This window comes from Sphingomonas sp. AP4-R1 (assembly GCF_013113735.1).
In the GTDB taxonomy this organism is placed as follows: domain Bacteria; phylum Pseudomonadota; class Alphaproteobacteria; order Sphingomonadales; family Sphingomonadaceae; genus Sphingomonas_I.
Map to the genome: position 1 here is coordinate 4,804,204 of NZ_CP053346.1, position 25,709 is coordinate 4,829,912.

At 66.9% G+C, this 25,709-nt stretch carries 23 protein-coding genes; 5 read left to right on the forward strand and 18 right to left on the reverse strand.

What is annotated here, in order from left to right:
• Positions 1-58 precede the first annotated feature (58 nt).
• Complete coding sequence (locus tag HL653_RS21780; RefSeq protein ID WP_253717263.1) at positions 59-694, reverse strand: hypothetical protein; 636 nt, start codon at positions 692-694, stop codon at positions 59-61.
• Entirely contained in the window at positions 691-1,338 is a 648-nt protein-coding gene (locus HL653_RS21785) for a class I SAM-dependent methyltransferase (RefSeq protein ID WP_171746349.1), read from the reverse strand. The genes HL653_RS21780 and HL653_RS21785 overlap by 4 nt, the downstream gene beginning before the upstream one ends.
• A 185-nt stretch (positions 1,339-1,523) precedes the next feature.
• Between HL653_RS21785 and HL653_RS21790 the strand changes: the two genes are divergently transcribed.
• The 3 genes from HL653_RS21790 to HL653_RS21800 all read left to right on the forward strand — a co-directional run bounded on the left by HL653_RS21790 (position 1,524) and on the right by HL653_RS21800 (position 4,343).
• Positions 1,524-2,477 (forward strand): UDP-2,3-diacylglucosamine diphosphatase, encoded by a 954-nt coding sequence (locus HL653_RS21790; RefSeq protein WP_171746350.1) that lies wholly within the window; start codon positions 1,524-1,526, stop codon positions 2,475-2,477.
• Positions 2,474-3,532, forward strand: coding sequence for a glycosyltransferase family 1 protein (locus HL653_RS21795; RefSeq protein ID WP_171746351.1), 1,059 nt, complete (start codon positions 2,474-2,476; stop codon positions 3,530-3,532). Before HL653_RS21790 ends, HL653_RS21795 begins: the two co-directional genes overlap by 4 nt.
• A 79-nt stretch (positions 3,533-3,611) precedes the next feature.
• Positions 3,612-4,343: a ParA family protein gene (locus HL653_RS21800; protein WP_171746352.1), complete on the forward strand. Its 732-nt coding sequence runs from the start codon at positions 3,612-3,614 to the stop codon at positions 4,341-4,343.
• Between the two features lie 3 nt (positions 4,344-4,346).
• Here the strand turns inward: HL653_RS21800 and HL653_RS21805 are convergent, their stop codons facing one another.
• Positions 4,347-5,252 (reverse strand): LysR family transcriptional regulator, encoded by a 906-nt coding sequence (locus HL653_RS21805; protein WP_171746353.1) that lies wholly within the window; start codon positions 5,250-5,252, stop codon positions 4,347-4,349.
• A 239-nt stretch (positions 5,253-5,491) separates the two neighbouring features.
• Between HL653_RS21805 and HL653_RS21810 the strand changes: the two genes are divergently transcribed.
• Positions 5,492-7,351, forward strand: a complete 1,860-nt coding sequence (locus HL653_RS21810; protein ID WP_171746354.1) for a bifunctional sugar phosphate isomerase/epimerase/4-hydroxyphenylpyruvate dioxygenase family protein — start codon at positions 5,492-5,494, stop codon at positions 7,349-7,351.
• 142 nt (positions 7,352-7,493) lie between these two features.
• Positions 7,494-7,910, forward strand: a complete 417-nt coding sequence (locus tag HL653_RS21815) for a VOC family protein (protein ID WP_171746355.1) — start codon at positions 7,494-7,496, stop codon at positions 7,908-7,910.
• On the opposite strand, the gene HL653_RS21820 is transcribed toward HL653_RS21815, so the two are convergent.
• The 15 genes from HL653_RS21820 to HL653_RS21890 form a co-directional block, all read right to left on the reverse strand.
• A complete protein-coding gene (locus tag HL653_RS21820; RefSeq protein ID WP_171746356.1) occupies positions 7,870-8,595 on the reverse strand; it encodes a FadR/GntR family transcriptional regulator in 726 nt (241 codons plus the stop codon). The genes HL653_RS21815 and HL653_RS21820 overlap by 41 nt on opposite strands.
• Positions 8,596-8,661: 66 nt before the next feature.
• Entirely contained in the window at positions 8,662-9,624 is a 963-nt protein-coding gene (locus HL653_RS21825) for a ThuA domain-containing protein (protein WP_171746357.1), read from the reverse strand.
• A gap of 11 nt (positions 9,625-9,635) precedes the next feature.
• A complete protein-coding gene (locus HL653_RS21830) occupies positions 9,636-10,943 on the reverse strand; it encodes an MFS transporter (protein WP_171746358.1) in 1,308 nt (435 codons plus the stop codon).
• Positions 10,940-11,389, reverse strand: coding sequence for a type II 3-dehydroquinate dehydratase (locus tag HL653_RS21835; RefSeq protein ID WP_171746359.1), 450 nt, complete (start codon positions 11,387-11,389; stop codon positions 10,940-10,942). Before HL653_RS21835 ends, HL653_RS21830 begins: the two co-directional genes overlap by 4 nt.
• 8 nt (positions 11,390-11,397) lie before the next feature.
• Positions 11,398-13,341: a pyrroloquinoline quinone-dependent dehydrogenase gene (locus HL653_RS21840; RefSeq protein WP_171746360.1), complete on the reverse strand. Its 1,944-nt coding sequence runs from the start codon at positions 13,339-13,341 to the stop codon at positions 11,398-11,400.
• Complete coding sequence (locus HL653_RS21845; protein WP_171746361.1) at positions 13,338-13,628, reverse strand: hypothetical protein; 291 nt, start codon at positions 13,626-13,628, stop codon at positions 13,338-13,340. Before HL653_RS21845 ends, HL653_RS21840 begins: the two co-directional genes overlap by 4 nt.
• 21 nt (positions 13,629-13,649) lie before the next feature.
• The gene (locus HL653_RS21850) at positions 13,650-15,311 is read right to left on the reverse strand and encodes a carboxylesterase/lipase family protein (protein WP_171746362.1); all 1,662 of its coding nucleotides are present in this window, start codon (positions 15,309-15,311) and stop codon (positions 13,650-13,652) included.
• Between the two features lie 18 nt (positions 15,312-15,329).
• Entirely contained in the window at positions 15,330-16,427 is a 1,098-nt protein-coding gene (locus tag HL653_RS21855; RefSeq protein ID WP_171746363.1) for an alpha/beta hydrolase, read from the reverse strand.
• 2 nt (positions 16,428-16,429) lie between these two features.
• Positions 16,430-19,330, reverse strand: a complete 2,901-nt coding sequence (locus HL653_RS21860; RefSeq protein ID WP_171746364.1) for a TonB-dependent siderophore receptor — start codon at positions 19,328-19,330, stop codon at positions 16,430-16,432.
• A 122-nt stretch (positions 19,331-19,452) separates the two neighbouring features.
• Positions 19,453-20,160, reverse strand: a complete 708-nt coding sequence (locus tag HL653_RS21865) for a TetR/AcrR family transcriptional regulator (RefSeq protein WP_171746365.1) — start codon at positions 20,158-20,160, stop codon at positions 19,453-19,455.
• The gene (locus HL653_RS21870; RefSeq protein WP_171746366.1) at positions 20,160-21,029 is read right to left on the reverse strand and encodes a shikimate dehydrogenase; all 870 of its coding nucleotides are present in this window, start codon (positions 21,027-21,029) and stop codon (positions 20,160-20,162) included. The genes HL653_RS21865 and HL653_RS21870 overlap by 1 nt, the downstream gene beginning before the upstream one ends.
• A gap of 347 nt (positions 21,030-21,376) precedes the next feature.
• Positions 21,377-22,147 carry a LytTR family DNA-binding domain-containing protein gene (locus HL653_RS21875; RefSeq protein ID WP_253717265.1) on the reverse strand — a complete coding sequence of 257 codons (771 nt, stop codon included), beginning with the start codon at positions 22,145-22,147 and terminating at the stop codon, positions 21,377-21,379.
• Between the two features lie 4 nt (positions 22,148-22,151).
• Positions 22,152-23,270: a sensor histidine kinase gene (locus tag HL653_RS21880; RefSeq protein WP_171746367.1), complete on the reverse strand. Its 1,119-nt coding sequence runs from the start codon at positions 23,268-23,270 to the stop codon at positions 22,152-22,154.
• Between the two features lie 86 nt (positions 23,271-23,356).
• Positions 23,357-23,812 carry a hypothetical protein gene (locus tag HL653_RS21885; protein WP_171746368.1) on the reverse strand — a complete coding sequence of 152 codons (456 nt, stop codon included), beginning with the start codon at positions 23,810-23,812 and terminating at the stop codon, positions 23,357-23,359.
• 176 nt (positions 23,813-23,988) lie between these two features.
• Positions 23,989-25,602 (reverse strand): alkaline phosphatase, encoded by a 1,614-nt coding sequence (locus HL653_RS21890; RefSeq protein WP_171746369.1) that lies wholly within the window; start codon positions 25,600-25,602, stop codon positions 23,989-23,991.
• Positions 25,603-25,709: the final 107 nt, after the last annotated feature.

The following is a 25,709-nucleotide window of genomic DNA, read 5'->3' on the forward strand; positions in this document are numbered from 1 at the left end:
CGCCTGCGGCGTGCCGCCTCCCCCTCGGGAGGGGGAGGCGCCTTGTCAGCCGATGACGTCAGGCAACGCCGTGATTGTCGATGCGCTCGCCCTTCATCAGGCGCAGCGGCGCGCGCCAGTAGAGCAGGAAGTCGTTGAACGGATCGGTGATGATCTTGGTCGCCCACACGATCCCCGACATCACGTCGCGAATGAAGAACAGATGCACGGTGCGGAACAGCAGACCGCCCACGCCCACCGCCAGCCACAGATAGCCGACTTCGCGCAGCACGTCGCGATAGCCCTGCGGCTCCGGGCACAGACCGAACAGGGTCGGGCTGAAGAACAGTACGGTCGGGCTCAGCGCCCACAGGGTCATCAACACGACCTTGCGGAACAGATTGTAGCCGACCTTGATGTCTTCCTTATGCTCGTGGGTCGCTTGGTTGAAATGGTCGTAACCCTTGGGCTCGAAGAAGAAGTGGCCCGCCTGGCGGCTCGTCATCGCCACGCCCCACGCCAGCAGGCTCGCCAGCGCCGGATCGGTGAACAGCAGCACATAAGCCGTGAGGAACGTCATCGCGCTCACGAAGTGCAGGCTCTGGTTGATCAGGCTGTGATGATAATAACGATGATCGTCCCAGCGCTGCTCGGCCAGCTGCGCCTTGAAGCCGACGCGGTCTTCCATGTCGGCCTGCAGTTTCAACGCCCTCATGCGGAGGCTCCCGGAAGCTTGCGGTAGCGGATCAGCTCGAAATGCCCGAGCGGCGGCAGCGGCGAACGCTCGACGAGGCGCACGGAGGGCGAACCCTTCTCCCACGCCGCATAGCGTTCCCACGAAAATTCGGTGCGGAAGCCCAGCCGGCTCGTGATCGGCATCAGGAACTTCTCGATCGAGGCGCGCGTGCCGGTGTCGGCGCCGATGCGCGTGGTGATGATCACCTCACCGCCCGGCCGCACGACGCGGGCCAACTCGTCCAGCGCCTTTTCCGGATTCGGCACGGCCGTGATCACATATTGGGCGATCGCCACGTCGAAGCTCTCGTCCGGAAAGCGGAGCGATTCGGCATCCATCACCTCGATCGCCTCGACATTGGTCAGGCGCTTGGCGCGGGCTCGCGCCTTGTCGAGGATCTTCTCGGAGATATCGATGCCGAACACGCGGCAGTTGCGCCCGTAGAGCGGCAGCGAGATGCCCGTGCCGACGCCGACTTCCAGCACGCGGCCGCCGATGCGCCCGGCAGCCTCGATCGAGCGCGCGCGCCCCGTGCGGAAGACCGGCCCGAAGACGAGGTCATAGATCGGCGTCCAGCGATCATAAGCGGATGCGACGCCACTGGTGTTCATCGTAAGTGCCATTTCGGGCTCCCTGAGCGAGCCCCCTCTATCGGTCCCTCTCAAGACAACACCGCGAAGATAAGATGAAAGTTCGATGACTATGGCCAAAATGAAATCGGCCTATCATCCAACTGTCATCTTGCCGAAACGAGAACATCACCCTGAAAGCGTAAGGACATCCTCGTGTTTCGAGGAGAAGAGGCGAGATGTCTCAGCCGGAAGCGAAGCGCGATCTGCGCCCCGCCCACCCTGTCCGTCCCCCTGCCCGGCCCGCCGCGAAGCGGTCCGTTCCACGCGTACCCGGCTGGCTGCTGGAGCCGGAACAGGATCATGATGGCGAAACGAAGTCACATCGTTCGCGCACGTCGTATCGCACCATCTGGATTTCGGACATTCATCTCGGCACGCCGGGCTGCAATGCGGAACTGCTCATCGATTTCCTCAAATCGATCAAGTGCGAGACCTTGTATCTCGTCGGCGACATCGTCGATGCGTGGCAGCTGAAGAAGGGATGGTACTGGCCGCCCCGCCATAACGACATCGTCCGTCGCATCCTGAAGATGGCGAAGCACGGCACCGACGTCGTCTATATTCCGGGCAATCACGACGAGATCTTCCGCGATTATACGGGCCTCGGCTTCGGCGACATCACGATCGCGGACGAGGTGATCCACACCACCGCCGACGGCCGCCGCCTGCTGGTGCTGCACGGCGATCAGTTCGACGGCGTCGTGCTCTATGCCCGCTGGCTCGCCTTCCTCGGCGACAGTGCCTACGTGATGCTGCTCAAGGCGAATGCCAGCGTGAACTGGGTCCGCCGCAAGTTCGGCCTGCCTTACTGGTCGCTCGCCGCGCATTTGAAGAAGAAGGTCAAGAACGCCGTCCAGTTCATCTGCCGCTACGAGGAAGTCGTGGCGCATGCCGCGCAGGAGCGCGGCGTGGACGGCGTGGTCTGCGGCCACATCCATTCGGCCGAGATCCGGCAGTTCGGCGACATCACCTATTATAATGACGGCGACTGGGTGGAGAGCTGCACCGCGCTGGTCGAGCATGCCGACGGCACGATCGAAGTGATCGACTGGGCCGAGAAGCGCCGGCTCGAAGCGATGGAAAAGCCCGCGGCCGATACCGCTCCGAACCTTGAGCTGGTGCCCGCGTGAAGATCGCGCTGGTTTCGGACGCCTGGGCGCCGCAGGTCAACGGCGTCGTCCGCACGCTGCAGACGACCGTCGCGACGTTGCGCGGGCGCGGGCATGAGATCGAGACGATCACGCCGGACGGCTTCCGCACGATCGCCTGCCCTACGTATCCCGAAATCCGGCTCGCGCTCGGCTGCAACCGCGCCGTGGCGGACAGGCTGGACCGGGCCGCGCCGGATGCGGTGCATATCGCGACCGAAGGCTCGCTCGGCTGGGCCGCGCGCAAATGGTGCCTCGCCCACGGCCGTCCGTTCACGACCAGCTTCCACACGCGCTTCCCCGATTATGTGGCGATGCGCACGGGGCTTCCCGCCGCCTGGTTCTGGCCGATCCTCGAACGCTTCCACCGCCCCGCGCACGCGATCATGGTCGCCACCGAGACGCTCTCGGCGGAGCTGGCCGCGCACGGCCTGCCGCAGACGCAACGCTGGTCGCGCGGCGTGGATCTCGCGCTGTTCACGCCCGGCAATGCGCCGCATCCGAAGCTCGCCGCCCTCAAGGGGCCGATCCAGCTCTATGTCGGGCGCGTCGCGGTCGAGAAGAATATCGAGGCATTCCTCGCCTCCAGGGTGCCGGGCACCAAGGTCGTCGTGGGTGACGGCCCTGCGCGCGCGATGCTGGCGCGGCGCTTTCCGGACGCGGTGTTTTTCGGCGCGCTGCACGGCGTGGAACTGGCTTCGGTCTATGCGGGGGCGGACGTGTTCGTCTTCCCCAGCCTCACCGACACGTTCGGTCTGGTCATGATCGAGGCATTGGCTTCGGGCGTGCCGGTCGCGGCTTTCCCGGTGCCGGGTCCGCTCGACGTGATCGGCGGCATGGGCCGTGGCGCAGGCGGACGGGCCGGCGCGCAGATCGGCGCGCTGCGCGACGATCTGGATGCCGCGATCATGGCCGCGCTTTCCACCGATCGGTCGGCCTGTGCGGCCGAGGGGCGGCGCTATTCGTGGGACGCCTGCACCGATCAATTCTACGCGGCGCTCGCCAAGCCCGACGAAAGCCTCGCCCGCGCCGCCTGACGACGGGTTGCGGCCGCCGCCGTTCCGCGCCACCATCCTACGACCAGAGCGCGCGGCTCCCATCCGTATAGAGAAAAGAATGGCGACGATTACGGTTTACAGTTCCAAGGGCGGCGTCGGTAAGACGAGCCTGTCGGTCAATCTCGCCTGGGCGTCCGCGACGCTTTCCTCCCGCCGCACCTTGCTGTGGGATCTGGACGGTCAGGGCGCGGCAAGCTTCATCCTCGCCCCCGATCGCAAGATCGGCAAGAAAGCGAGCGAGGTGATCGAGCGCGACGTGGCGCCCGAGAAGCTGATCGTGAAGACGGCCATCCCCCAGCTCGATCTGCTACCCGCCGACGAATCGCTCCGCACGCTCGATCTGCTGTTCGCCGAGCTCGGCGCGAAGAAAAGGCTGCAGAAGATCGCGGGCGAACTGGCCGGGCTCTACGATCGCATCATCGTCGATTGCCCGCCCGGTCTCGGCATCACCGCGGACCAGATCATCCAGGGATCCTCGCTGATCGTGCTGCCGATGATCCCCTCCGCGCTCTCGATGCGGACGGGCGAGGAACTGCGCCAGCATCTGAACGAGCGCCGCAAGGCCGGCCCGCCGATCCTGCCCGTCTTCAATCTCGTCGATCGCCGCCGCCTGTCGCACCGTCAGGCGCTGGATACCGCCCCGGACACGCCCGTCGTGCCGATGGCGAGCGCGATGGAGCAGATGGCCGAACGCCACGCCCCCGTCGGCGCCTATGCTCCGAAGAGCGCCCCGGCCAAGGCGATCGCCGAATTGTGGACCGGGATCGAGCGGAGGCTCGCCGCCGGCTGACCGTTACGGCTTCGCCGTCGCAATCGGCCTTTCCCGGCGCAGCATCGCGCGCGCGATCGCCTGAAAGCTCGTGCCGATCGCCGATCGGGGCGTGCTGAGGTTGCGGTTGAGGTGGACGGGAAGCGCGCCCGCGCCCTCGATCGGCACGATCCGGATCGCCGGGTCGCGCGCCTGCTCGGCCGTGAACGCGTCGATGATCGCCACGCCCAGCCTGCGCGCGACGAAGGCCAGCGCCGTCTCGCCGAAGCGCACATAGGCCCGGACATTGGCGGGATGGCCACCCATCGTCGCCGCGATGGCGCGGCCGTGCGGCGTATCCTCGCGGAACGTGACGAAGGGCGCCTCCGCCAGCATCGCGGGCGTCACCCGCGCCTCCGCCGCCAGCGGATCGTCCGCATGCACCGCCAGCACCAGTGGCGCGGCGCCCAGCTTCACCGAATGGATCGACGGGCTCGTCATCGCGAACACGGTCAGCGTGAAGTCGCCGCGCCCCAGCTCCAGATAATCGTCGGTCTGCTCGACCGAGAGGATGTCGAACTGGAGGACCACGCCGGGGTGTCGTTCCACCAGCTTCGCCAGCATCTCCGGCACGATCGAATGGCCGAGCGAGGGCGAGGCGGCGATGCGGAACAGCCGCCGGTCCCCCGAGGCGAGGCGCCGCGCGACCTGATCCAGATCGATCAGCCCCTTGTGCACCTCCTCGATATGGCGTGCGAGCAGGTGCGCCTCCTGCGTCGGCACCAGCCTACCGCTGGAGCGATCGAACAGAGCGAAGCCCAGCCGATCCTCGATATGCTTGATCATCCGGCTGAGCCCCGGCTGCGCCACGCCCAGCATCTGCGCCGCGCCCCGCACGCTGCCCGCGCGCATCACGGCGTGAAGGGCTTCGACATGGCGCGCGTTGAGCATGGTGGTTCGGTCCCGCTTACTCTCTCTCCCGTCATCCCGGCGAAAGCCGGGATCCATCTCGCGGCAAACGATCCCCTTTAGACCGAGCCGCAACGTGGATCCCGGCTTCCGCCGGGATGACCAAGGGGAAGTCCGTGAGGAGACATATACCATTTGGGTATCGCTGAGGAAGATATCGCCATCTCGTGCTATCGCTCGACTCACGCGACAGTGGCGGTGCTGGCAGAGGAGTTCCCGCAATGATCGACGCGATCGCCACCGTTTCGATAAGCGGCACATTGGAGGACAAGCTCCGCGCCGCCGCCGCCGCCGGCTTCACGGCGGTCGAGATCTTCGATCAGGATTTCCTCGCCTCGGATCTCACCGCCCGCCAGGTGCGCGCGCTGATGGACGACCTCGGCCTCGCCTGCGTGCTCTACCAACCGTTCCGCGATCTGGAGGGCATGCCCGAGCCGCAGCGCACCCGCGCCTTCCAGCGGATCGAGCAGAAATTCCAGGTGATGCAGGTGCTGGGCTGCGATCGCATCCTGCTCTGCACCAATTGCTCGCCCCTCGCCTCGCCCGACGAGGACCGGATGGTGGCGGACCTGCGCGACCTCGGCGATCTCGCCGCCCGCTACGGCGTCACCGTCGGCTACGAAGCGCTCGCCTGGGCACGCCATATCTTCGATCATCGCGATGCGTGGCGGATCGTCCAGAAGGTGGATCACCCGAATATCGGCATCCTGCTCGACAGCTTCCACTCGCTCTCGCGCGGCATCCCGATCGAAAGCCTGCGCGAGATCCGGCCGGAGAAGATCGTGTTCGTGCAACTGGCCGACGCGCCGATCCTGTCGATGGACCTGCTCTACTGGAGCCGCCACTTCCGCAACCTGCCGGGCCAGGGCGGCTTTGATCTCACCGGCTATGTCGGGGAGCTGTTCCGGCTGGGCTATGAGGGGCCGCTGAGCCTGGAGATCTTCAACGATCGTTTCCGCGCCAATTCGGCTTTGATGGTCGCGCAGGACGGCCTCCGCTCGCTCACCGCGATCCGCGACGCCGCCGCGCGATCGATCGGCGCACCTGTCACGATGCCGCCACCCGCGCAGATCGATCATGTCGAGTTCGTCGAATTCGCGGTGGACGAGGCGGATCGCGAGCCGCTGGAGGCTTTGCTGCGCTCGGCCGGCTTCGCGCCCGCCGGATCGCATCGCGACAAGGCGGTGGACCTGTGGTGCAACGGCGCCGCGCGCTTCGTGCTGAATTTCGAGCAGGAAGGGTTCGCCCACGCCTATCGCCTGACGCACGGCACATCGATCTGCGCGATCGGCCTCGCCGTGGCGGATCAGGCCGCGACGATCGCCCGCGCCCGCGCGCTCGGCATAACCGAGCATCCGACCGACATTCCCGCCATGCCCGCCTTGCGCGGCGTGGCCGGCAGCCTCGTTTATGTTCTCGACTCCGCCGACGTGGCCGGCGTGTGGGACGGCGAGTTCGACACGATCGACGCCGGTAGCCCCGGCGCGGCCGTGGGCGTCACCGGCATCGATCACCTCGCCGCCGTCGTCCACAATGACGAGTTCCTGTCGTGGCAGCTCTATTGGCGCGTCCTGTTCGACGTGCGCGTGCAGCAGCCGCAGGACGTGATCGATCCCAACGGCCTCGTCCAGTCGCAGGCGATCCAGAATCCGAGCGGCACGTTCCGCCTGACGCTGAACAGCACGGATGCGCGCGGCGCGCTGTCGGCGCGCTTCCTCAGTCATTCATTCGGCGCGGGCTTCCAGCATATCGCGCTGGCGGTGGCGGACATGACGCAGGCCGCGCGGGCGCTGGACGCGCGCGGCCTTCCCCGCCTGCCCGTGCCGGAAAATTATCAGGACGATGCCGAGGTTCGCTTCGCGCTCTCGCCCGAGCAGAGCGACGCCGCGCGCCGCTTCGACATCATGCTGGACGAGGATGCCGAGGGCGGCCGCTATGCCCAGCTCTACAGCCGCGCCTTCGCCCGTACCTTCTTCTTCGAATATGTCGAGCGCGTCGGTTACGACGGCTATGGCGCGCCCAACGCCCCGATCCGGCTGGCGGCGCAAAGCCGCTTCCGGCCGCTGACAGAGGCGGATTAAACAGCGACCTGATCCCAATTCCCGTTCGTGCTGAGCTTGTCGAAGCACTGTCCTTCCTTTGTGCGGGGAAAAAGAAAGAACGGCACTTCGACAAGCTCAGTGCGAACGGGATGAGGTCGGTGCTGCCAACAGGAGAGAGAGAATGCGCGTCGACCGCCTTGGCCATGTGAACATCCGCACGCCCGCCTTCGCGGAGACGATCGCCTTCTACGAAGCCTGCCTTGGCCTGCGCGCCGGGCCCGCCGTCTCCTCGCAGGCGCGGCCGCAGAATGTGTGGCTGCATGACGAGGCGGGCGATCCGATCATCCATGTGAACGGGCCGATCGAGGGCGAGGCCGTCCACCCGCACGGCGGCGGCAGCCGGCTCGATCATTTCGCGCTGGATTGCTCGGGCCTCGACAGCTGCATCGCCCGGCTGGACGCGCAGGGCGTGCCCTATCAGCGCATCCGCATCGCGGCGCGCGGGCTCACCCAGCTCAACATCACCGATCCGAACGGGCTGAAGGTGGAGCTGACCTTCAGCGATCCAGATGGAGATCGGCCAGCCCCCGCGAAATGATGCGCGCGGCGATCGCGCGCGCCTCCCGCGGGTCGGACGCTTCGATCGCCCCCATCAGCAGCCGGTGATCGCCGGTGGAATCGCGATGCTCGTGCGCCTGCCTCTTGGTGCGCGCGACATAACCGACCGAGACGCCGATCGTGGCGGTCAGTTGCCCCATCAGTTCGTTGCCCGCCGCCGTCGCCAGCGCGGCGTGGAAGCGGCGATCCGCATCCTCGGCCGCCTCGCTGTCCGGCTCGTGCCGCTCCATATCGAGCAGGGCCGCGCCCATCCGCGCCAGATCGTCACCCGATCGCCGCTCCGCCGCCAGTTCCGCGAGGCGCGGCTCGATCGTCAGGCGCAGCTCGAACAATTCGCGCAGGAAAGCGGGCGCCGGATCATTCTCCAGCGCCCAGCCCAGCACGTCGGGATCGAGCAGGTTCCAGCGGCTGCGCGGGCAGACGCGCGTGCCCGTCTTGGGGCGGCTCTCGACCAGCCCCTTGGCCACGAGGATGCGGATCGCCTCGCGATAGGCGGCGCGCGAGACGCCCAGCGCCTCGCTCGCGCCATTCTCGCCCACCAAAGTTTCGCCCGGCCGATAGCCGCCGGTCAGGATCGCCACCGCGATCTCGCGCGCGACGGCCGAGTGCAGCCGTTCGTGTCCGGCCAGCCCATGGGCCTTCTTGCCGCCCACCTGCGCGTTCATCGCGTCACACCACCCAGCCCGCTCATGCCGCGTGGGGTAGGTCGCGGCGGAAATCCTGTCGAGCGGCTATTTTCCAGGCAGAGGATGCGGCCGCACCGGATAATCCGTCACGCCCGCCGCCCACTTGATCGCCTCGAGGAACATCGTCTGCTGGCGCGGATCGTCCCATGAGGCATCCGAATGGCCGAGGCCCGAATAGAAGACGCGGCCCTTGCCGTAATCCTTGATCCACGCGACCGGGAAATCGCCGTCGGTGCGGTGGACGTTCGGGTTCTTCAGATCGACCGATTTGGTATCGATCCGGGCCAGCACGTCGAGGTTGGCGCGATCATAGGGCGCCATCATCTGATAATGCTCGTCCTTCACGATCGGGCTTTTCAGATAACCCTTCATCTCCGGCGCGTCGGGCCGCTCCACGATCACTTTCGCATCGACGATGCCCCAGGGGTGATTGTCGAAATAGGCGCCGATCATCGCGCCATATTCGGGCCACTTGGATGCCGTCGCGGTCGCGGTATGGATGCCGACGAAGCCCTTGCCGTCGTCATGCACGAAGCCCAGCAACGCCGCCTTCTGCTCGTCCGACAGATCGAGATCGCCGTTGGTGTAGAAGACGACGGCGTCGAAATCCTTCAGGTTGCGACCGCGCGCCTGACGCCGGCCGCCCTTCGCATAATCGCCCGTGCCCCACACCTCCTGCTTCGTCACCCATTCGGTATCGGTGCGGATGTAGAGGACGATGCCCGCCGCGCGCGTGATCCGCTCCAGCGTGGCCATGGCGTGGCTCACCGCGTCATGCGCATTCTGGTTGCCGGTGTGGAGATCGGCGACGAGCAGCACGCGCTTCTTGCCCGCATAGGGATCCTCATAGCCGGGCATGCGGCGGCCGGGCGCATAGGTGCCCGGCGGGATCGCGGCGGTGGCGCCTGGCTGCGGCATGGGAGCGGGAGTCTGCGCCGCCAGCCAACCGCCGCCGCAGAGCATCGCGAGGCCCGCCAGCCCCGTCCGTATGACCGATCCGATCCGCATCTGTCTCTCCCTTATGCCGGTATTTCGTCGAGCGTCAGGCGCTCCACCGGTCCGATGATGAAGATGTACGAGGCGGCCCCCACCAGTGCGACCGCGCCGATATAGGCCAGCGCCCCGTGGAAGGAGCCGCTCGCCTGCACCACCACCCCGATCACGATCGGCGTGACGATGCCGGCGATGTTCGCGCACAGATTGAAGATGCCGCTGGTGAGGCCGATGTGCGATTTGGGCGCCACGTCCGAAATCAGCGTCCAGCCCAGATTGCAGATCCCCTGCCCGAACGTCGCCACCGACATGATCAGGATCAGGATCGTATTGTCCTCGACGAAGTTGAGCGACAGGATCGTGGAAATCAGCAGCAGCCCCGCCACGATCGGCGCCTTGCGGCCGATGGTGGGCGATCCCGTCCGCCGGATCAGCCAGTCCGACAGCAGCCCGCCCAGCAGCACGCCCGCCGACGCCGTCACATAGGGCAGCGCCACGAAGAAGCCCGACTTCACGAAATCCATGTGGCGCTCGGTGGCCAGATAGGTGGGGAACCAGGTGATCAGGAACACCAGGGCCGAATTGCTGCAGAACTGGCCGATCGACGCGCCGAGGATCTGCCGCTTCAGGAACAGCCGGCCCATATCGGCCCACGAAAAACGGGGCGACACCTTGCTCTCCAGCCCGCCGCCGGCCGCGATATGCCGACGCTCGGCCTCGTTGATCCGCTTCGCATGCGTCGGATCGCGATAGACCGCGTACCAGAACAGTCCGTAGGCGATGCCGATCGCACCCACGAGCACAAACAGGGAGCGCCAGCCCCAGTGCGCGACGATCCAGAACAGGATCGGGCTCATGAAGGCGAGGCCGAAATATTGGCCGATCGAGTAGACGCCGGTGGCGCCCGCCCGCTCCGTCTGCGGAAACCAGCTCGCCAGGATGCGGCTGTTGCAGGGGTAGCAGGGCGCCTCCGCCACGCCGAGGCCGAAGCGCAGCCCGATCAGCGTGCCGATCGAATTGGCGAAGCCGTGCAGCAGCGTGAAGGCGGACCAGAAAGTGAGCGACAGCGCATAAGTGAGCCGCGTGCCCAGCCGATCGAGCAACAGGCCGCCCGGTATCTGCGAGGCGGCGTACGTCCAGGAGAAGGCCGAGAAGATCACGCCCAGCACGGCGGGGGTGATGCCGAGTTCCTCCGTCATCGGCTTGGCCGCGACGCTCATCACGGCACGATCCAGATAGTTCAGCATCGTCGCGCCCGTCACGAGCGCGAGGATGGTGAACCGGACCCTGGTGGCCCGAGGCGTGGCGCGGGCGGGCGCTGTCGCGAGGCTCATGGCTGGGTCGATCGCAGCCGGATGATGTGGCGCACCGCCAGCCCGTAACCGTCGATGCCGAGGCCGCTGACGATGCCCGTCACCGCCTGCGTCATGATCGACTTGGAGCGCCACTCGGCCTCGCGCCGGTGGATGTTGGAGATATGGACCTCCACGATCGGGCAGTCGCACATCTTCAGCGCGTCCAGCACCGGATAGGCGGCATAGGTGAAGGCGGCCGGATTGAAGACGACACCCGCCGCGCCGACGCGTGCAGCGTGAAAGAAATGCACCATCTCATGCTCGGCATCGGTCTGCTTGAAGACGATGTCGAAACCGGCGGGCTCGGCGATGGCGCGGCATTCCCGCTCCAGATCGGCGAGCGTCGCCGTGCCGTAGATTTCAGGCTCGCGCACCCCGAGCAGACCGAGGTTGGGGCCATTCAGAACGTGGATCGTACCGGACATGATCTTCCTTACTTGGGCAGCGCAAAGGCGACGACGGCGTCGCTGTTGATCGGGCTATCGAGGAAAGAGCCCCCCGTCGCGACGACCGTAACATATTGGCGGCCATCCGCGCCCCGATAGGAAACGGGGGTGGCATGGGCCGAGGCATCGAGCTTCACCGTCCACACTTCCTTGCCCGTCTTCGCATCGAAGGCGCGGAAGCGCGCATCGTCCGACGCGCCGATGAAGACGAGACCGCTCGCCGTGACGATCGATCCGCCGATATTGGGGCGGCCGGTCTTGGCGTTCTCGGCGGGCACGTTGTCGCTCACGCCCAGCGGCACGTGCCAGGCGATCTTGCCGGTGTTGATATCGATCGCGCTGAGCTGACCCCAGGGCGGTGCCTGACACATCAGCTTCGTGTCGGGCTGGGAGAAGCGCGCGCTGGGCGCGCCGCGCTCATAGGGCAGAGGCGATCCGGCGGCGGCGGGCACCAAGGAGGTCACCTGCCCCAGCTCGTTCGTGTTGACGAAGACGAGGCCCAACTGCGCGCTGTAGGACATGCCGCCCCAGTTCGCGCCGCCCTGCAGGCCGGGCAGGCTGATCGTCGTCCGGTTGAAGGCGACGGGCATGTAGATGTCGCCGGACTTCATATTGTTGTCCGCGATCCACTTCGCGCACCAGTCCTTCAGGCCCGGGGCGACATCGGCGATGTCGGTCTTTGGATCGAAATGGGTGCGGACGAGCGGCGGCGTCGCGACCGGGAAGGGCTGCGTGGGCGACGTCTTCTCGCCCGGCACGTCGCTCGGCGGCACCGGCCGCTCCTCGACCGGCAGGATCGGCTTGCCGGTCAGGCGATCCAGCACGAAGAACAATCCGCTCTTGGAGACGACGCCGACCGCCGGGATCGTCTTGCCGCCTTTCTTCACCTCCAGCAGCGCGGGCGCCGCCTCGGCATCGCCGTCCCAGATGTCGTGATGGACGATCTGGAAATGCCATTTGAGCTTGCCCGTCGCCGCATCCAGCGCGACCACCGAGGTGCCGTAGAGATTGTCGCCCTTCCGGTCGCCGCCATAGCGATCGAAGCTGGGCGCGCCGAGCGGCAGATAGAGGATGCCACGCGCGGCATCCGCTGTCATGAAGCCCCAATTGTTCACGCCGGTCCGCCGCTCCGCGCTGCCGGGCTCCCACGTGTCGAAGCCGGGCTCGCCCGCGCGGGGCACGGTGTGGAAGGTCCAGACGAGCTTGCCCGTCCGCACATCCCACGCGCGGATATCGCCTGCGGGCCCTTTCGCGGGAAATTCGGGCGTGGCGGAGCCGGTGATGACGAGATCCCGCCACACGAAGGGCGGCGAACTCATGCCATAATAGCCGGCCGGCTGGCCCTGCAGGATCTCCGGCGTCTTCAGCTCGACGATGCCGCTGGCTCCGAAGCCTTCCGCGAAGGCGCCGGTCTTCGCGTCCAGCGCCACCAGCCGCCCGTCGCGCGTGCCGAACAGGATGCGGGCGCCCATCTTCGCGTCGCCCGGCCAATATTCCACGCCGCGCAGCGAGGGCTGGCCCGGCCCCGGAATCTCGCGCGACCAGATCTCCGCGCCCGTCGTCGCATCGATCGCCACGACGCGCGAATAGGGCGTGCTGAGATACATGACGTTGCCGACCACGATCGGCGTCGTCTCGGATTGCGAGAAGCGGCTGCGCGGGCGGCGCATGCCCACGCCCTCCGCCGCGCGCTGCTGCGCTTCGCCCGCGCCCTGCGCCTGCTCCCCCGCCGTGGCGGCGGGCTTCATATGATAGGTCCAGGCGGGCGCGAGCTTCGCCACGTTGGCGGGCGTGATCTCGCCCAGCGGCGTGAAGCGCGCGCCGCCCTTGTCATGCCCGTAGGTGGGCCAATCGGTGCCGTCGGCCGCCAGCGCAGGCATCGCGACGGCGGCGGCCAGCAGCGCCGCGAAGGAGAGCGAGCGCCGCATCATTTCTTCTCCACCCCCTGATGGCGCGCCAGATAATCGAGCATCGCGTCATAATCCTTGTCGGCAATCTGGGCGCCGAAGCCGATCATCTTGTCGAGCGTGGCGCCCCAGTCGTCGCGCGATTTGCGCGCGGCGGTGACCTGCGTGATCGGATGACAGGCGGCGCAGCTCTTCTGGATCAAAGCGGCGGTGGCGGCATCGGCCGCCGGATCTGCCCCGGCGGCGGGAGCCTGCGCCCCCACCGCCGCGATCGGCAGAAACATCGCTACGCACATCGCTGTCAGCTTCATCGATCGTCCTTTGCGGGTGGGTCAGTCGCGCGGTCTGTCGGGGGTAGTGGACCTGGCGACCGGCGTGGCCGGGTGCGCGACCAGCCAGTCGAGCTTCTTGCCGTCGAGCGGCACCATCCTGGCCGGCACGTCGAAGTCCATCTTCGCGTCGGTCTTCATCGTCAGCGGCGTCCACGGCAAAGCCTTGGTGCTGGGGCTTCCCGTCTCGGCCATGGCGATCAGCGCACCGAGCATCTGGGCGGACAGCTCCCGATCCCCCGGCGTCCAGGCGCGGGTGGTGCGGAGCATGTTATATTTATCCAGAGTATTCAGCCAATATGGCATGTCGGCCGTGTGATAGGCACCGACCGTCTCGATATTCTGGTCGGCGATCTTCACGCCCGGCGCATAAGGATGCTTGCGCGTATATTCGTCGACATAGCCGTTCACGCCCAGCTTCTGCATCGCGAGCGCGCACTGGCGCGAGCTTTTCTCGAGCCCGGCCATCGTCGCATAGCGCTTGGCGAGCGCCGGCACCTCGGCATCGGTCGCGATCGGGAAGGCCTTCAGATAGGCCTCGGCATTGGGCCCGTAGAGCTTCTCCACGGTGGCCTTGTATTCGGCGACCGTCTTCACGCGGCTGAGCGGGCTCATGCCGGCGTCGATATCGTCGCTATTGTAGCTCGCGATGATCGGCACGCGCGCGATGTCGCCCGATGCCAGCATCTCGAAATTCTGCCGGGGCAGCACATAGCCGTCGACGATCGCGCCCTGGATGCGGACGCCCTCGACGCGCGCGCCCACCTGCGTCTCGGACTGGACCGAGAGGATCTTGTCCGCCGGCAGGGCGCGCAGATCCTCCAGATTCTTCGCGCCCAGTTTCTCCTGATAGGCGAGGCCGACCTTCTCGGCCTCGGGCAACGTCATCATCGTGCCGCCCAGCTGGCTCTCGCCCACGAAATTGCAGCCGCTGGACATGACGGCCGCGCGGAACAGCCCGCGCGCCATCGGATTGAACATCTGCAGCGCCACCGATCGCGCGCCCGCCGACTGGCCCATGATCAGGACCTTCGCGGGATCGCCGCCGAACTTGTCGATATTGTCGTGGATCCACTTCAGCGCGAGCGCCTGATCCATCAGCGCATAATTGCCCGAATGGCCGCCCTGCTCGGCGGTCAGTTCGGGATGCGCGAGGAAGCCCATCGCGCCGACCCGGTAATTGAAGTTCACATAGACAGCGCCGGCCTTGGCGACATTCTCGCCATCATAATTGGCCATGCCCGACGATCCGATCGTGAAGCCGCCGCCATAGATGAACACGATCACCGGCAGCTTCGCGCCCGGCTTCGCCGCAGGCGGCGTCCACACGTTCATGTAGAGGCAGTCTTCGGACGAAGGCTCTTCGCCGAAATAATGGTTGATGTTGTGCGGGCGCAGAACCTGGATGCATTCCGGCCCCTTGCGATCGGCGTTGAAGATGCCGTCCCATTTGACCGGCTTGGGCGCCGCCCAGCGCAGCTGGCCCACCGGCGGCTCGGCGAAGGGAATGCCGAGATAGGCACGCACGCCGGACGACAGCATCGTGCCGGACACGCGACCGCTGTCGATCGTCACCGGATCGCCGCCGATCGGATTCATCGCGGCGGGCGCGGAGGTGCTCGCCAGCAAAGAGGCAGCCAACAGGGAAGCAAGAACCTTACGCATCGACATCTCCCATCTTTTTTAGTGATTCTGGTCGCGTAACGTCTGGTCGAAGAAGGCGAAGGTGGCAGAGAGCGCCTTGAGCGTCGCGTCGCGCGTCGCGTCGGGCGTCTTGCCGATGAAGCTGTGGTCCACGTCCGGGATCAGGATCGTCCGAACCGGCACGCGCGCCGCCTTCAGCGCGGCTTCGAACTCCACGGTCTGCTGATAGGGCACGGTCCGGTCCGCCATGCCCGCGATCAGCAGCATCGGCGGATCGGAGGGATCGACATAGCTCACGGGGCTCGCCGCCTTGATCGCGGCGGTGCAATCGCCCCCCGTGCAGCCGAGGAAGGCGGTCTGGGGATTGCCGCCCGGGCCCGCGACGGGGCGCTTCGCCTGCGCGTCGATCGTGGCGAAATCGAACACGCCATACCAGGTGACGGCCGCCTGCACGCAATCGGACACGCCTGCGAGCGGGGCCAGCGGATTGGCCGGCAACGGCCGCCCCTCCCCGTCGATCGCGCCCGGCCGCACCGGCCCGACCGGATCGAGCGTCGGATCCTTGCAGGTGACGGCGGCCAGCGCGGCGAGATGCCCGCCCGCCGAACCACCCCAGACGCCGGCCCTGTCCGGATCCATGCGATAGTCGGCGGCCCGCGCGCGCAGCCAGCGCAGCGCGATCTTCACGTCCTTCTCGGCGGCCGGAAACGGCGCTTCTCCGCTCAGCCGATAATTGAGCGAGGCGACGACATAGCCTTTGGCGGCCAAGCTCGCGAGGACAGCCGGAAAGTCCGAAAGCGCGCCCGAGTGGCGGCTATGCCCGGCGGACCAGCCGCCGCCGTGGATATGGAGAATAAGAGGGAAGCCGCCTCGCGGCGGCTTCAGGCTTCGGGGAGGAAGATAGACGTCCAGCGTCAGCGGCCGGAAGCCCGCCGGCTGGGCATAAACGAGATCGGGCAGTCCGGTCACGCCGCCCGCGAACATCACCTGCCGCGCGGGATAATGATCCTCGACGACGGGGTGATCGGAGACGGCGGGAGCCGGCGCCTGCGCGCCTGCCGCACCGGCCAGAAGGCCCGCGAGGCAGGCGCCGGCGAGACGCGGCGCGAGGGTGGGAGAAGAGCGCCGCGCCCGCATCGTCAGAACTTCGTCCGCAGGCCGACGGTGATGACGCGCCCGATCGGGCTGGCCTGGAACGTGTCGTAGCCGCTCGATCCGTTGAGCGTGGCCGTATTGTAGAAGGGCGGATCCTTGTCGAAGAGGTTGGTCGCGTCGACGAAGATCTGCGCCTTCGAGATGAAGCTCTGCGGCAGCGTGTAGCCGATGTGCAGATCGATCGTGTTGTAGGCCTTCACCTTGTCGCCGCCGCCGATCGGCACGCCGGCCGCGCTGCGCGTGATCGGGGTCAGCGTGGAGCTGCTGTAGTTCCGGTAGCTGCCCGTATGGTTGAGGAAGGCATCGAAGGTGATGCCTGCATATTCCCAGCCGATATTGGCGCGGCCCTGCAGCTTCACCGACGGGAAGGTCGTGTTGAAGCCGGTCGTGTTCAGCACGCTGAAGGTCGGCCCGGTGCCGATCTGCTGGGTGAACTTCAACTCGCGGGTAAAGGCCACGCCGCCGGTGAACCGGCCGAGCGGGGTGTTGCGCGTGTAGCTGATGTCCGCATCGATGCCGCTGACCTTCAGGTTCAGCACGTTGCGCTGGCGATAATTGTAGATGAAGAACTGGTTGGCGGGCAGCGCGCTCGTCTGCGGAAGGCCCGCCGTCGCCGCCGCCAGCTGAGCAGCGCTCGGCAGGATCGTCAGCAGCGGATACAGATCGGGCGAGTTGATCGCGAGCGACGGGATCGGCGCGGTGATGCCGCCCTTGATCCGGTTGTGCCAGTAGGTGACGCTGATGCGCAGGCCCCGCGCGAAGGTGGGCGTGAAATCGCCGCCGAACGAATAGGTCTGGCCCTTCTGCGGCTGCAGATCGGCGTTGCCGCCATTGACCTGTACGCCGGTGATCGTCGCCGTGCCGATCGAGCAGAAGCCGTTCGTGCACGAAACGCCCGGAATGTTCGCCACCTGCGGGAAGGCGGAGATCGGCACGTTGACCTGGCCCAGCCCGTAATTGCCGTAGCCGGATTCGCCGGTCACGCCGGCCGCGTTGCTGCCCCGGCTGGTGAGCGCGGGCGCCACGAACGACTTGGCATAGTTGCCGCGCAGCTTCAGGCCCTCGATCGGCTCCCAGTTTGCCGCGAACTTCGGATTCTTCGTCGTGCCGAAGTCGCTGTAATGATCATAGCGGCCGGAGATGTTGGCGCTCAGCGAGCGGATCGCCGGCACCTCCATTTCGGGGCTGATCAGCGGCACCAGCACCTCGAGATAGGCGCTCTGGACCGAGCGATTATATTTGAGGTTGGTGGTGGAGGATCCGCTCGTCGCCGGCCCGATGTTGAGCGGGCGGGTGATGTCCTGCTTCAGCGTATAGCGCAGCAATTCGCCGCCCACCGCCGCCTTCACGTCACCGGCGGGCAGGGTGAAGAGCGAACCGTCCACCTTCAGCGTGCCGTTCTGGATCGTCTGCCGCGCGAGCTGCGTGGTGGTCGAATCCGTCAGCGCGGCGCGCCCCGCCGTCGAGGTGCGGTTGGTGGCGAGCGCATTCCACACGTCGAGCGAATTGGCCGCCGTCAGCGGCAGCCGCGTCACGATCAGGCCGGTCGCCGGCACCGAAGCCGTCGTCAGGCTGCCCGCGCCGTTGGTGGTGCCGTTGAGCGCGAGATAGGCGCAGCTCGTGCAGAGCTGGCCGACATTCTGCTGCGCGCTGTTGTCGAAGCCGAACGTGCCGCCCAGCGTCACGCGCCAATTGTCGTCCACCTTATATTCGGCGGTGCCGTGGACGTAGAAATCCTCGGCGCGGCCCTCGATATAGGCGCCCGGCCCCAGCAGATCGTCCGCGTTGAAGCGGATCGTCTCGGAGGTGGCGGTGCTGCCGGGCACGCCGACATAGAAGGGATTGGCCTGCGCGCCGGTCTGGAACACGGTGGCGGTCACGCTGCCGCGCGTCACGTTCTGCCGATTGACGCGGTTCGAATAGACGGCGTCGGCCGACAGGGTCAGCTTGTCGCCCACTTCCTGCGTCACGCGGAGCATGCCGTTGTTGCGGATCTCGCGCGGGATCAGATCCGAATTGTCGCTATAGTCGCAGAAGGCGTTGGCCTGCGCGTTCGCCACGCCCGCCCCCGTATAGGGATTGGCGTAGATCAGGCTGCTGCCGGTCGGCTGGATCGTCGCCGGCTGGCAGGCGAAGGTCGCGAAATTGCTGCCGCCCTGCGCGCGGTGATCGAAATTGGTGAAGTCGCGATCGGCGGCGGAGAGCGCGCTGCGCCGCGAATAGCTGTAGGCGAACAGCAGGGAGCCCGTCTCCCAGGTCTTCCCCGCCAGCAGGCTGCCATTGTAGGTCTTGTAGTTGCGCCCGAAGCCGAGCTGGCCGTTCGCCTCGATCCCGTCATAGCGGCGGCGCGTGATGAAGTTGATGACGCCCGCGACGGCATCCGAACCATAGACCGAGGAGGCGCCGTCCGGCAGCACCTCGACCCGCTCGATCGCGATCGAGGGAATGATGTTCGGATCGCCCAGCGCGTGATTGATGCCGCTCAGCGGAAAGCGGTGCCCGTCGATCAGGATCAGCGTCGAGTTGGAGGCCGAACCGCCCAGGCCGTGGATCGTCGGCGCGTTCGTGCCCGATCCGTCCGCCGAGCCGAACGCGCCCTGCCCGGCCGAACCAAGACCGACCACCGCCGGCACGCTCTTCAGCACCTGCTGCACCGATTGGGCGGGGGTGGCGTTGATCTGCGCCTGGCCGATCGAGATCAGATTGGAGCCGACCGGCGGCGCGCCGCGGATGCTCGATCCGGTGACGATGATTTCCTTGGCCGCATCCGCATCGATGTCGGCGGGCGTGGATGTCGCCGGCGCGGCCGCTGCCGGCGCGTCCTGCTCCGCTGCTGCCGTTGCCGCGGTGGTCCCGCAGACGCCCAGCGCAGCCACTCCAGACATAAGTATGGCGTGAAATGAACCCTTCATTTTTCCTCTCCCGACTCTTTTTTCTCAGACAAGGTTTATGTACTATCGAGTTAGTGTCAATATGCGTGTGCGGATCCCCTCCGCCGGGGCCTTGGTTACGGTGCGATTTTTACCCAGCGCATGATCATCTCGATCACGTTGGCGCGGCGGATCGCCTCCATCTCGGGCGACGCCACGTCGCGCGAGAAGATGCGCGAGAGCGTGTGGCGATTGGAGACGTTGTAGAAGCACAGCGCCGAGATTGACATGTGCAGCTGGAACGGATCGATGTCCGCGCGGAACAGGCCCGCCGCGATCCCGCGATCCAGCAGCTTGCGCAGCACGTCCAGCACGCTGTCCGCGCGGGAATCGATTCCCGGCACCTCGCCGATATTCTCGCCGCGATGGATATTCTCCACCATCACGAGGCGGACGAAATCGCTGTGCGTCTGGTGATAGTCGAAGGTGCCGCCCACCAATGTCGCCAGCGCGACCTCGGGATCGCCATGCTCGAAGCCGCTTGCCTTCTCCAGTACGCGGATCTCGTTGTATCGGCGGCCGAGAACCTCGCGATAGAGACCCTCCTTGCTGCCGAAATAATAATAGATCATCCGCTTGCTGGTATTCGTCTCGGCGGCGATCTCGTCGACGCGACTGCCGCTGAAGCCGTGCGACGCGAAATGCGCGGCGGCCACCTCCAATATGTCGGCGCGGGTGCGATCGGGATCGTTCGCCCGCTTCGGTGGGGACGACGACGCTTTCTTGCGGGATGCAGGCCGCGCCAGTTTGGCGGCGGCGCTGGAAAGGGTCGTCGGCCGGGCCATCAGTTCACCTTCTGCTGCAACAATGCGAGAAGATGCGTCTGCATCCGATCGGGATCGGCCGCCAGACCCGTGAAGATTTCGATCGCGCGCGCCGCCTGCAGCACGACCATGCCGCCGCCATCCACCGTGCGGCACCCCATCGCCCGGGCGGCGCGCAGCAGTTCGGTTTCGATCGGCACGTAGATGATCTCGGCCAGCCACATGTCGGGCTGGAGCGCTGCGGACGGGATGGGCATGCCGGGAAGCTTGGCCATGCCGATCGGCGTCGCCTGGACGAGCCCGTCCGCCTGCGCCAGCCTTTGCTCCGCCTCCTCGAACGGAACCGGCAGCAAGATGGTCGATCCGCCGCTCAGCCGCGCGACCAAAGCCTCGGCCCGATCGGCGTCGCGATCGATCACCAGCAATTCGCGCGCGCCCATCCGGCAGAGCGCGTAGGCGGCGGCGGCGCCGGCCCCGCCCGCACCCAGCAGCACGACCGTATCGACGGCCGCATCCGGGATCGTGCGGCGCAGATTTTCGCCGAAGCCCCACCAGTCGGTATTATGCCCCTCGCGGCGGCCGTCGGCGGTGAAGCGCACCGTGTTCACCGCGCCCATCGCCTCCGCTTCGGGGCTGAGCCGATCGAGCAGAGGCATCACCGCCTGCTTCACGGGGAACGTCACGTTGCAGCCGGCAAAGCCGTCGGCCTGCATCCGGTCGAGAATGTCGGGAAGCGCGGCCGCGCCCTTGGGTTCGGCCTCGATGTCGAACAGGCGATAGGAATAATCGAGCCCGAGCGCCCGCCCCTCCGCCTCATGCAGCGCGGGTGACAGCGATTGCCCGATCGATCGGCCGATCAGCCCCGTTTGTATGCGTCGTTGCGACGTCATGCGATTCCTCTCGGTCGCGAGATATGAACTATCTGGTTCATACGTCAATATGTCGGAGAATAATTCCGGCGCAAGAGAGTCTGAGCCAAGGCGATTTCCGGCGGATTAGAGCGGTTTCCGGCTCGATGATATCGCCCGCAGGCCCGGAAACGCGGCAGACCGAGCCACAGAAAAGATCGTCGTGCGCCGTGCCCGACGCGCGCGCGATCCCCGGAGCGTTATCGTTGCTGCGGCGTCGGATGCATCGACGACGCGCGCCGTCCGAGCGAAATCGCGACCGGCGCGCGTCCCGTCATGCCGCGACCGTGAGACTCCAACTCGATGTCAGGCGGCGCGCCCGCGCCCCTTCATCCGATCCCCAGCGCGGCCTCCACCGCCGCCACATAGCTCGGCCCCACCTGCACCGAGGTTCCGTCCTTCAGCAGCAGGATCGTGCTGCGCTGGGCGCGCCTCACCTCGGCCACGCGGGACGGTCGCACGAAGGCGGAGCGATGCACGCGGATCAGGGCTGTGCCCGCCAGCTTCTCCTCCAGCGCCGCCATCGTGATCCGCAGCATGTGGCTGCGAAGTTCGGTGTGGAGCAGCACATAATCGCGCGCCGCCTCCACCCAGTCGATCGTCTCGATCGGCACGCGGCGCTGGCCGTCCCGCTCGGGCACCCAGATTTCGGGATCCGCGCCCGGCGCACGGGCACCCGCGCGCAGCGCCTCCATCTCGGCTTCCAGCATCCCCGCGCGCGCCGCCGCCTCGCGCAGCTGGCGGCGGCGGCGGCCGCGATCGATCGCGAGGCGCAGCCGGTCGAAGCGCACCGGCTTCAGGATATAATCCGCCGCCTCCAGATCGAAGGCGTCGGGCGCATAATGTTCGTGCGCGGTGACGAAGACCAGTTCGGGTCGGGGATCGACAGGGATGTCGGCCGCCGTCCGCAGGCCGTTGCGCCCCGGCATCTGGATGTCGAGGATCACCAGATCGGGGTTCAGCGCCTCGATCCGCGCCAGAGCCTCGTCGCCGTCGCGCGCCTGCCCGACCACCTCGATATCGTCGATGTCCCCGCAGAAGACGCGCAGGCGATCCAGCGCGAGCGCCTCGTCATCCACCAGAAGCACCCGCATCGGCATCGGGTCAGCCGGCCGCCGGCACGTGCAGGATCGTCTCGACGCCCCGATCCCCCGATCGGACGACCACCGACGCCGCGCCGCCGAACAGAGCGCCGAGCCGGCCACGCACCGTCTCCACCGCCATCACCCCGTCCCGTGTCTGCGCGCGCGGTGCGTCGTCCGATACGCTCAACTCCAGCCCCCCTGCCTTGCGTTGAGCCGCGATCCTGATCCGTACCGGCGTGGAGGAAGGCTCCACCGCGTCACGGATCGCCGCTTCCACCAGCGGCTGGATCAACAGCGAGGGTACGATTACGCTACCTACTTCGTCCGGAGTATCGAAGATGACATCCAGGCGATCACCGAACCGCATTTCCTCCAGCTGCAGATAATGATCGACGAGCTGGAGCTGATCCTCGAGCGGGGCGACCGCGTCGGGATCGGTTTCGATCGAGGCGCGCAGAAAAGCGCTGAGCGTCTCGATCCCCTGTTCCGCCTCCGCATTGCGCGCGGTGACGACCATCGCCGAAATCGCGTTCAGCGTGTTGAACAGGAAGTGCGGATTGAACTTGAGCCGCAGCGCGTCCAGCTCGGCCTGCTTCGCGCTGGCGCGAAGATGGACCAGCTCGCGCTCCTGCCGGATCGCGCGACGTCGTCCGGCGGCAAGCTGGAACAGCGCGCAATTGACGGCAAAGACGGCGGCATAATTGAAGGCTGCGCCATAGCTCTGCAGAAGATCGTCCGGCAGGGCCAGCCAGCGCGCCTCCAGCGTGTGCGCGACGAAGCCGGTGAACAGCAGATCGAACGCCGACTGGACGATGGCGATGGCGAAGACGGCCAGGATCATGATGCCGACCTGCACGCGGCGGCGCAGCGAATGGATCGCGCGGAACAGGGCGAACAGCCCCATCGCGAACGCCATCGAGACGAGGATGGTGGAGCTGTCGAGCAGCACGCTCGTCATCCCCATCCCCTCATAGCGGTTGAGGATGATCGGCAGGTAGATGAGCAGGGTGAAGGACCAGAGCGCGACGGTGACGACGGCACCCTCGCGCCACATCCTGTCCTGCCGGCCATCATCGGCGCGCTTCGCCGCTTCGGCGAGGGGGCGAATGCCGGCAGGGGTAACGGGTGATTCGTACATCGCGCCCATTCACCGCGCCGCGCCCGTCACCGCATGGCGTGCGCGACGAATTTGTCGCCCGGTGCGACCGGGATGCTCACCCGCGCTCACAGTCGATAGATCGTTTCGGACACGATCGTCCGGTCCGGCGCGTTCGCGGCAACGCGCATATCCCGCCGCGCCGAGGAGTCACTCTGCGCGATCCGCTCGATCCCGGCGGCCAGTTCCCACCCGTGGCGCCGTGTCGCGCGACCGCGCCGTATCCGCGCATAACCGGCCCGGACGTAAACGAGCGTGCGCGGCGTCACCACGGCGCCCACCCGGCCGCCGACTGCCAGCGCAGGCGTCATCCCCCTGTCGCCGGCCACCGCGCTTTCCGCATCCACGCCCAGGCGCACGCCGGGCATCGGCGCGAAATCCCATCCGCCCCGACGGCTCCCTGCTCCGTCGCCCACCGACGCCACATAGGCGCCGGTGAAAGCGGGCCGTTCGCGCGCGGCCGGGATCAGCAGGCATCCTGCCAGCGCGATCGCGGCGATCGCAGTCCGCTTCGGGTTCGACATGCGCCTGATCCTCTCGCCCGGTGGCGAGCGCCCGTTCGCAGACGCGCCCTCGCGCCGCCGCCGCCACGCGATGGATCCGGGCATCGCCGCGACGAGCGCGGAAGCCGCACGTTGGTCGCGCCGATCGTCGCTCCGGTCGATCCGTCCGCCCCTGCCGGGCGGCGGACAGGTGCCGTTCAGCCCAGCGTCTTGTGGATTCCGGGCTGGGCCGGATCGAGCGTGAAACGGGCGATATCGGAAATGGCGGAATCCTCGCGCTTGGCATCGGCGAGCCCGCGATACCGCACCTCGCCGCCCTTCGGCGTCAGGTCGGCCAGGCCGTAGCCCCGCACCTCATTCTCGGCGAACACCAGTTCGTTGGCCTCGGCCTGTTTCTTGAAGCTGGCGTCGTGGAACAGCGAGGTGATCGATCCGCCGACGAACTCGGCCGCGATCGGCGCCCCGTCCGGCCGGGCCGGATCCCGGATCGAGTCGGCGGCGAAGGCGTGGATGTCGCCCCCGATCGCGAGGGGATTGGAGGTCTTCGCCTCCACCCAGCGCTGGAAGATGCGATCTCGCGCGACCGGATAGGTGGACCAGGTATCGCCCGAAAAGAGCGGTCCCTTCTCGGGATGTGCAGCGTCTATCCGCCCCTGCTTGTGCATCAGCGTCTCCTGCGCGAGCACGTTCCACGTCGCCTTCGAGGTGCCGAGCTGGTTCATCAGCCACTTTTCCTGCGTCGCGCCCAGCACGGTCCGGCGGGGATCGTCGAAATCGCCGCAGGGCGCCACCAGCACCTGATATTGCTCGTGCCGGGCCATCAGCTCGGGCGACTGGCAGGCGCGGTGCGCGCGATATTGCCGGTCGTCGATGATCTGGAACTGGGCGAGGCCGCCCCAGTCCACCGCCGTATAAAGCTTCATCGCCGGCCCCTTCGGGAGCGCCCAGGCCGGCAGCGGCTGATGTTCGTAATAGACCTGATAGGCAGCCGCACGGCGCTTCAGGAAGGTCGCCGGATCGCTGTTCTTCTCGTCCAGATCGTCCGCATAATCGTTGGCGACTTCGTGATCGTCCCACGTCATCACCCAGGGCGCGGCCTGATGCGCGGCCTGCAACAGGGGATCGCGCTTGTAGGTGGCGTACCGCACGCGATAGCCGCCGACATCCTTCGGCTCGGGATTGAGGTGCAGGCGCACCGCCTCCTTCGGGTTCGGATCGGCCTCGTAGATATAGTCGCCCAGGAACACGATCAGATCGGGATCGTCCTCCACCATGTGGCGATAGGCGGCGTAGAAGCCCGCCTCATATTTCTGGCAGGAGGCGAAGGCGAAGCGCAGCCGCTCGGGCGTGGATCCCGCCGCCGGCGCGGTGCGCGTGCGGCCGACCGCACTCTTCTCGCCGCCCGCGATGAAGCGATAATAATAAACGCGCGCCGGCTTCAGCCCCGTCGCCTCGACATGCACCGAATGGCCCCAGCCCGGCTCGGCCCGTGCCTCGCCCGATCGCACGATGCGCGCGAAATGCTCGTCCTCGGCCACCTCCCAGCGCACGGGCACGATCGCGGGCGGCATGCCGCCGTCCGGCTGCAGCGGCTGCGGCGCGAGGCGGGTCCACAGCATCACGCCGCCCGGCTGCGGATAGCCGGAGGCGACCCCCAGCGTGAACAACCCGGTCGGCAGCGCCAGCGCGCCCTTGGCCCCGATCGCGATCAGCGCCGCCGATCCCGCCGCGCCACCGATCAGGCCGCGCCGCGTCAGACGGGTGAGGAGCAGGGGCGAGGCGCCGGCGGCGGGATCGAAAGAGCTGTGCATGGTGCCGAGCCTTGGCAAGCAAGCATGTCCGCTTGGTGACACAAAACCGCGAAATGCGATGGACTGGAAAGAAAGTGTCATACCCGCGTCACCGAAAGATCGCGTGC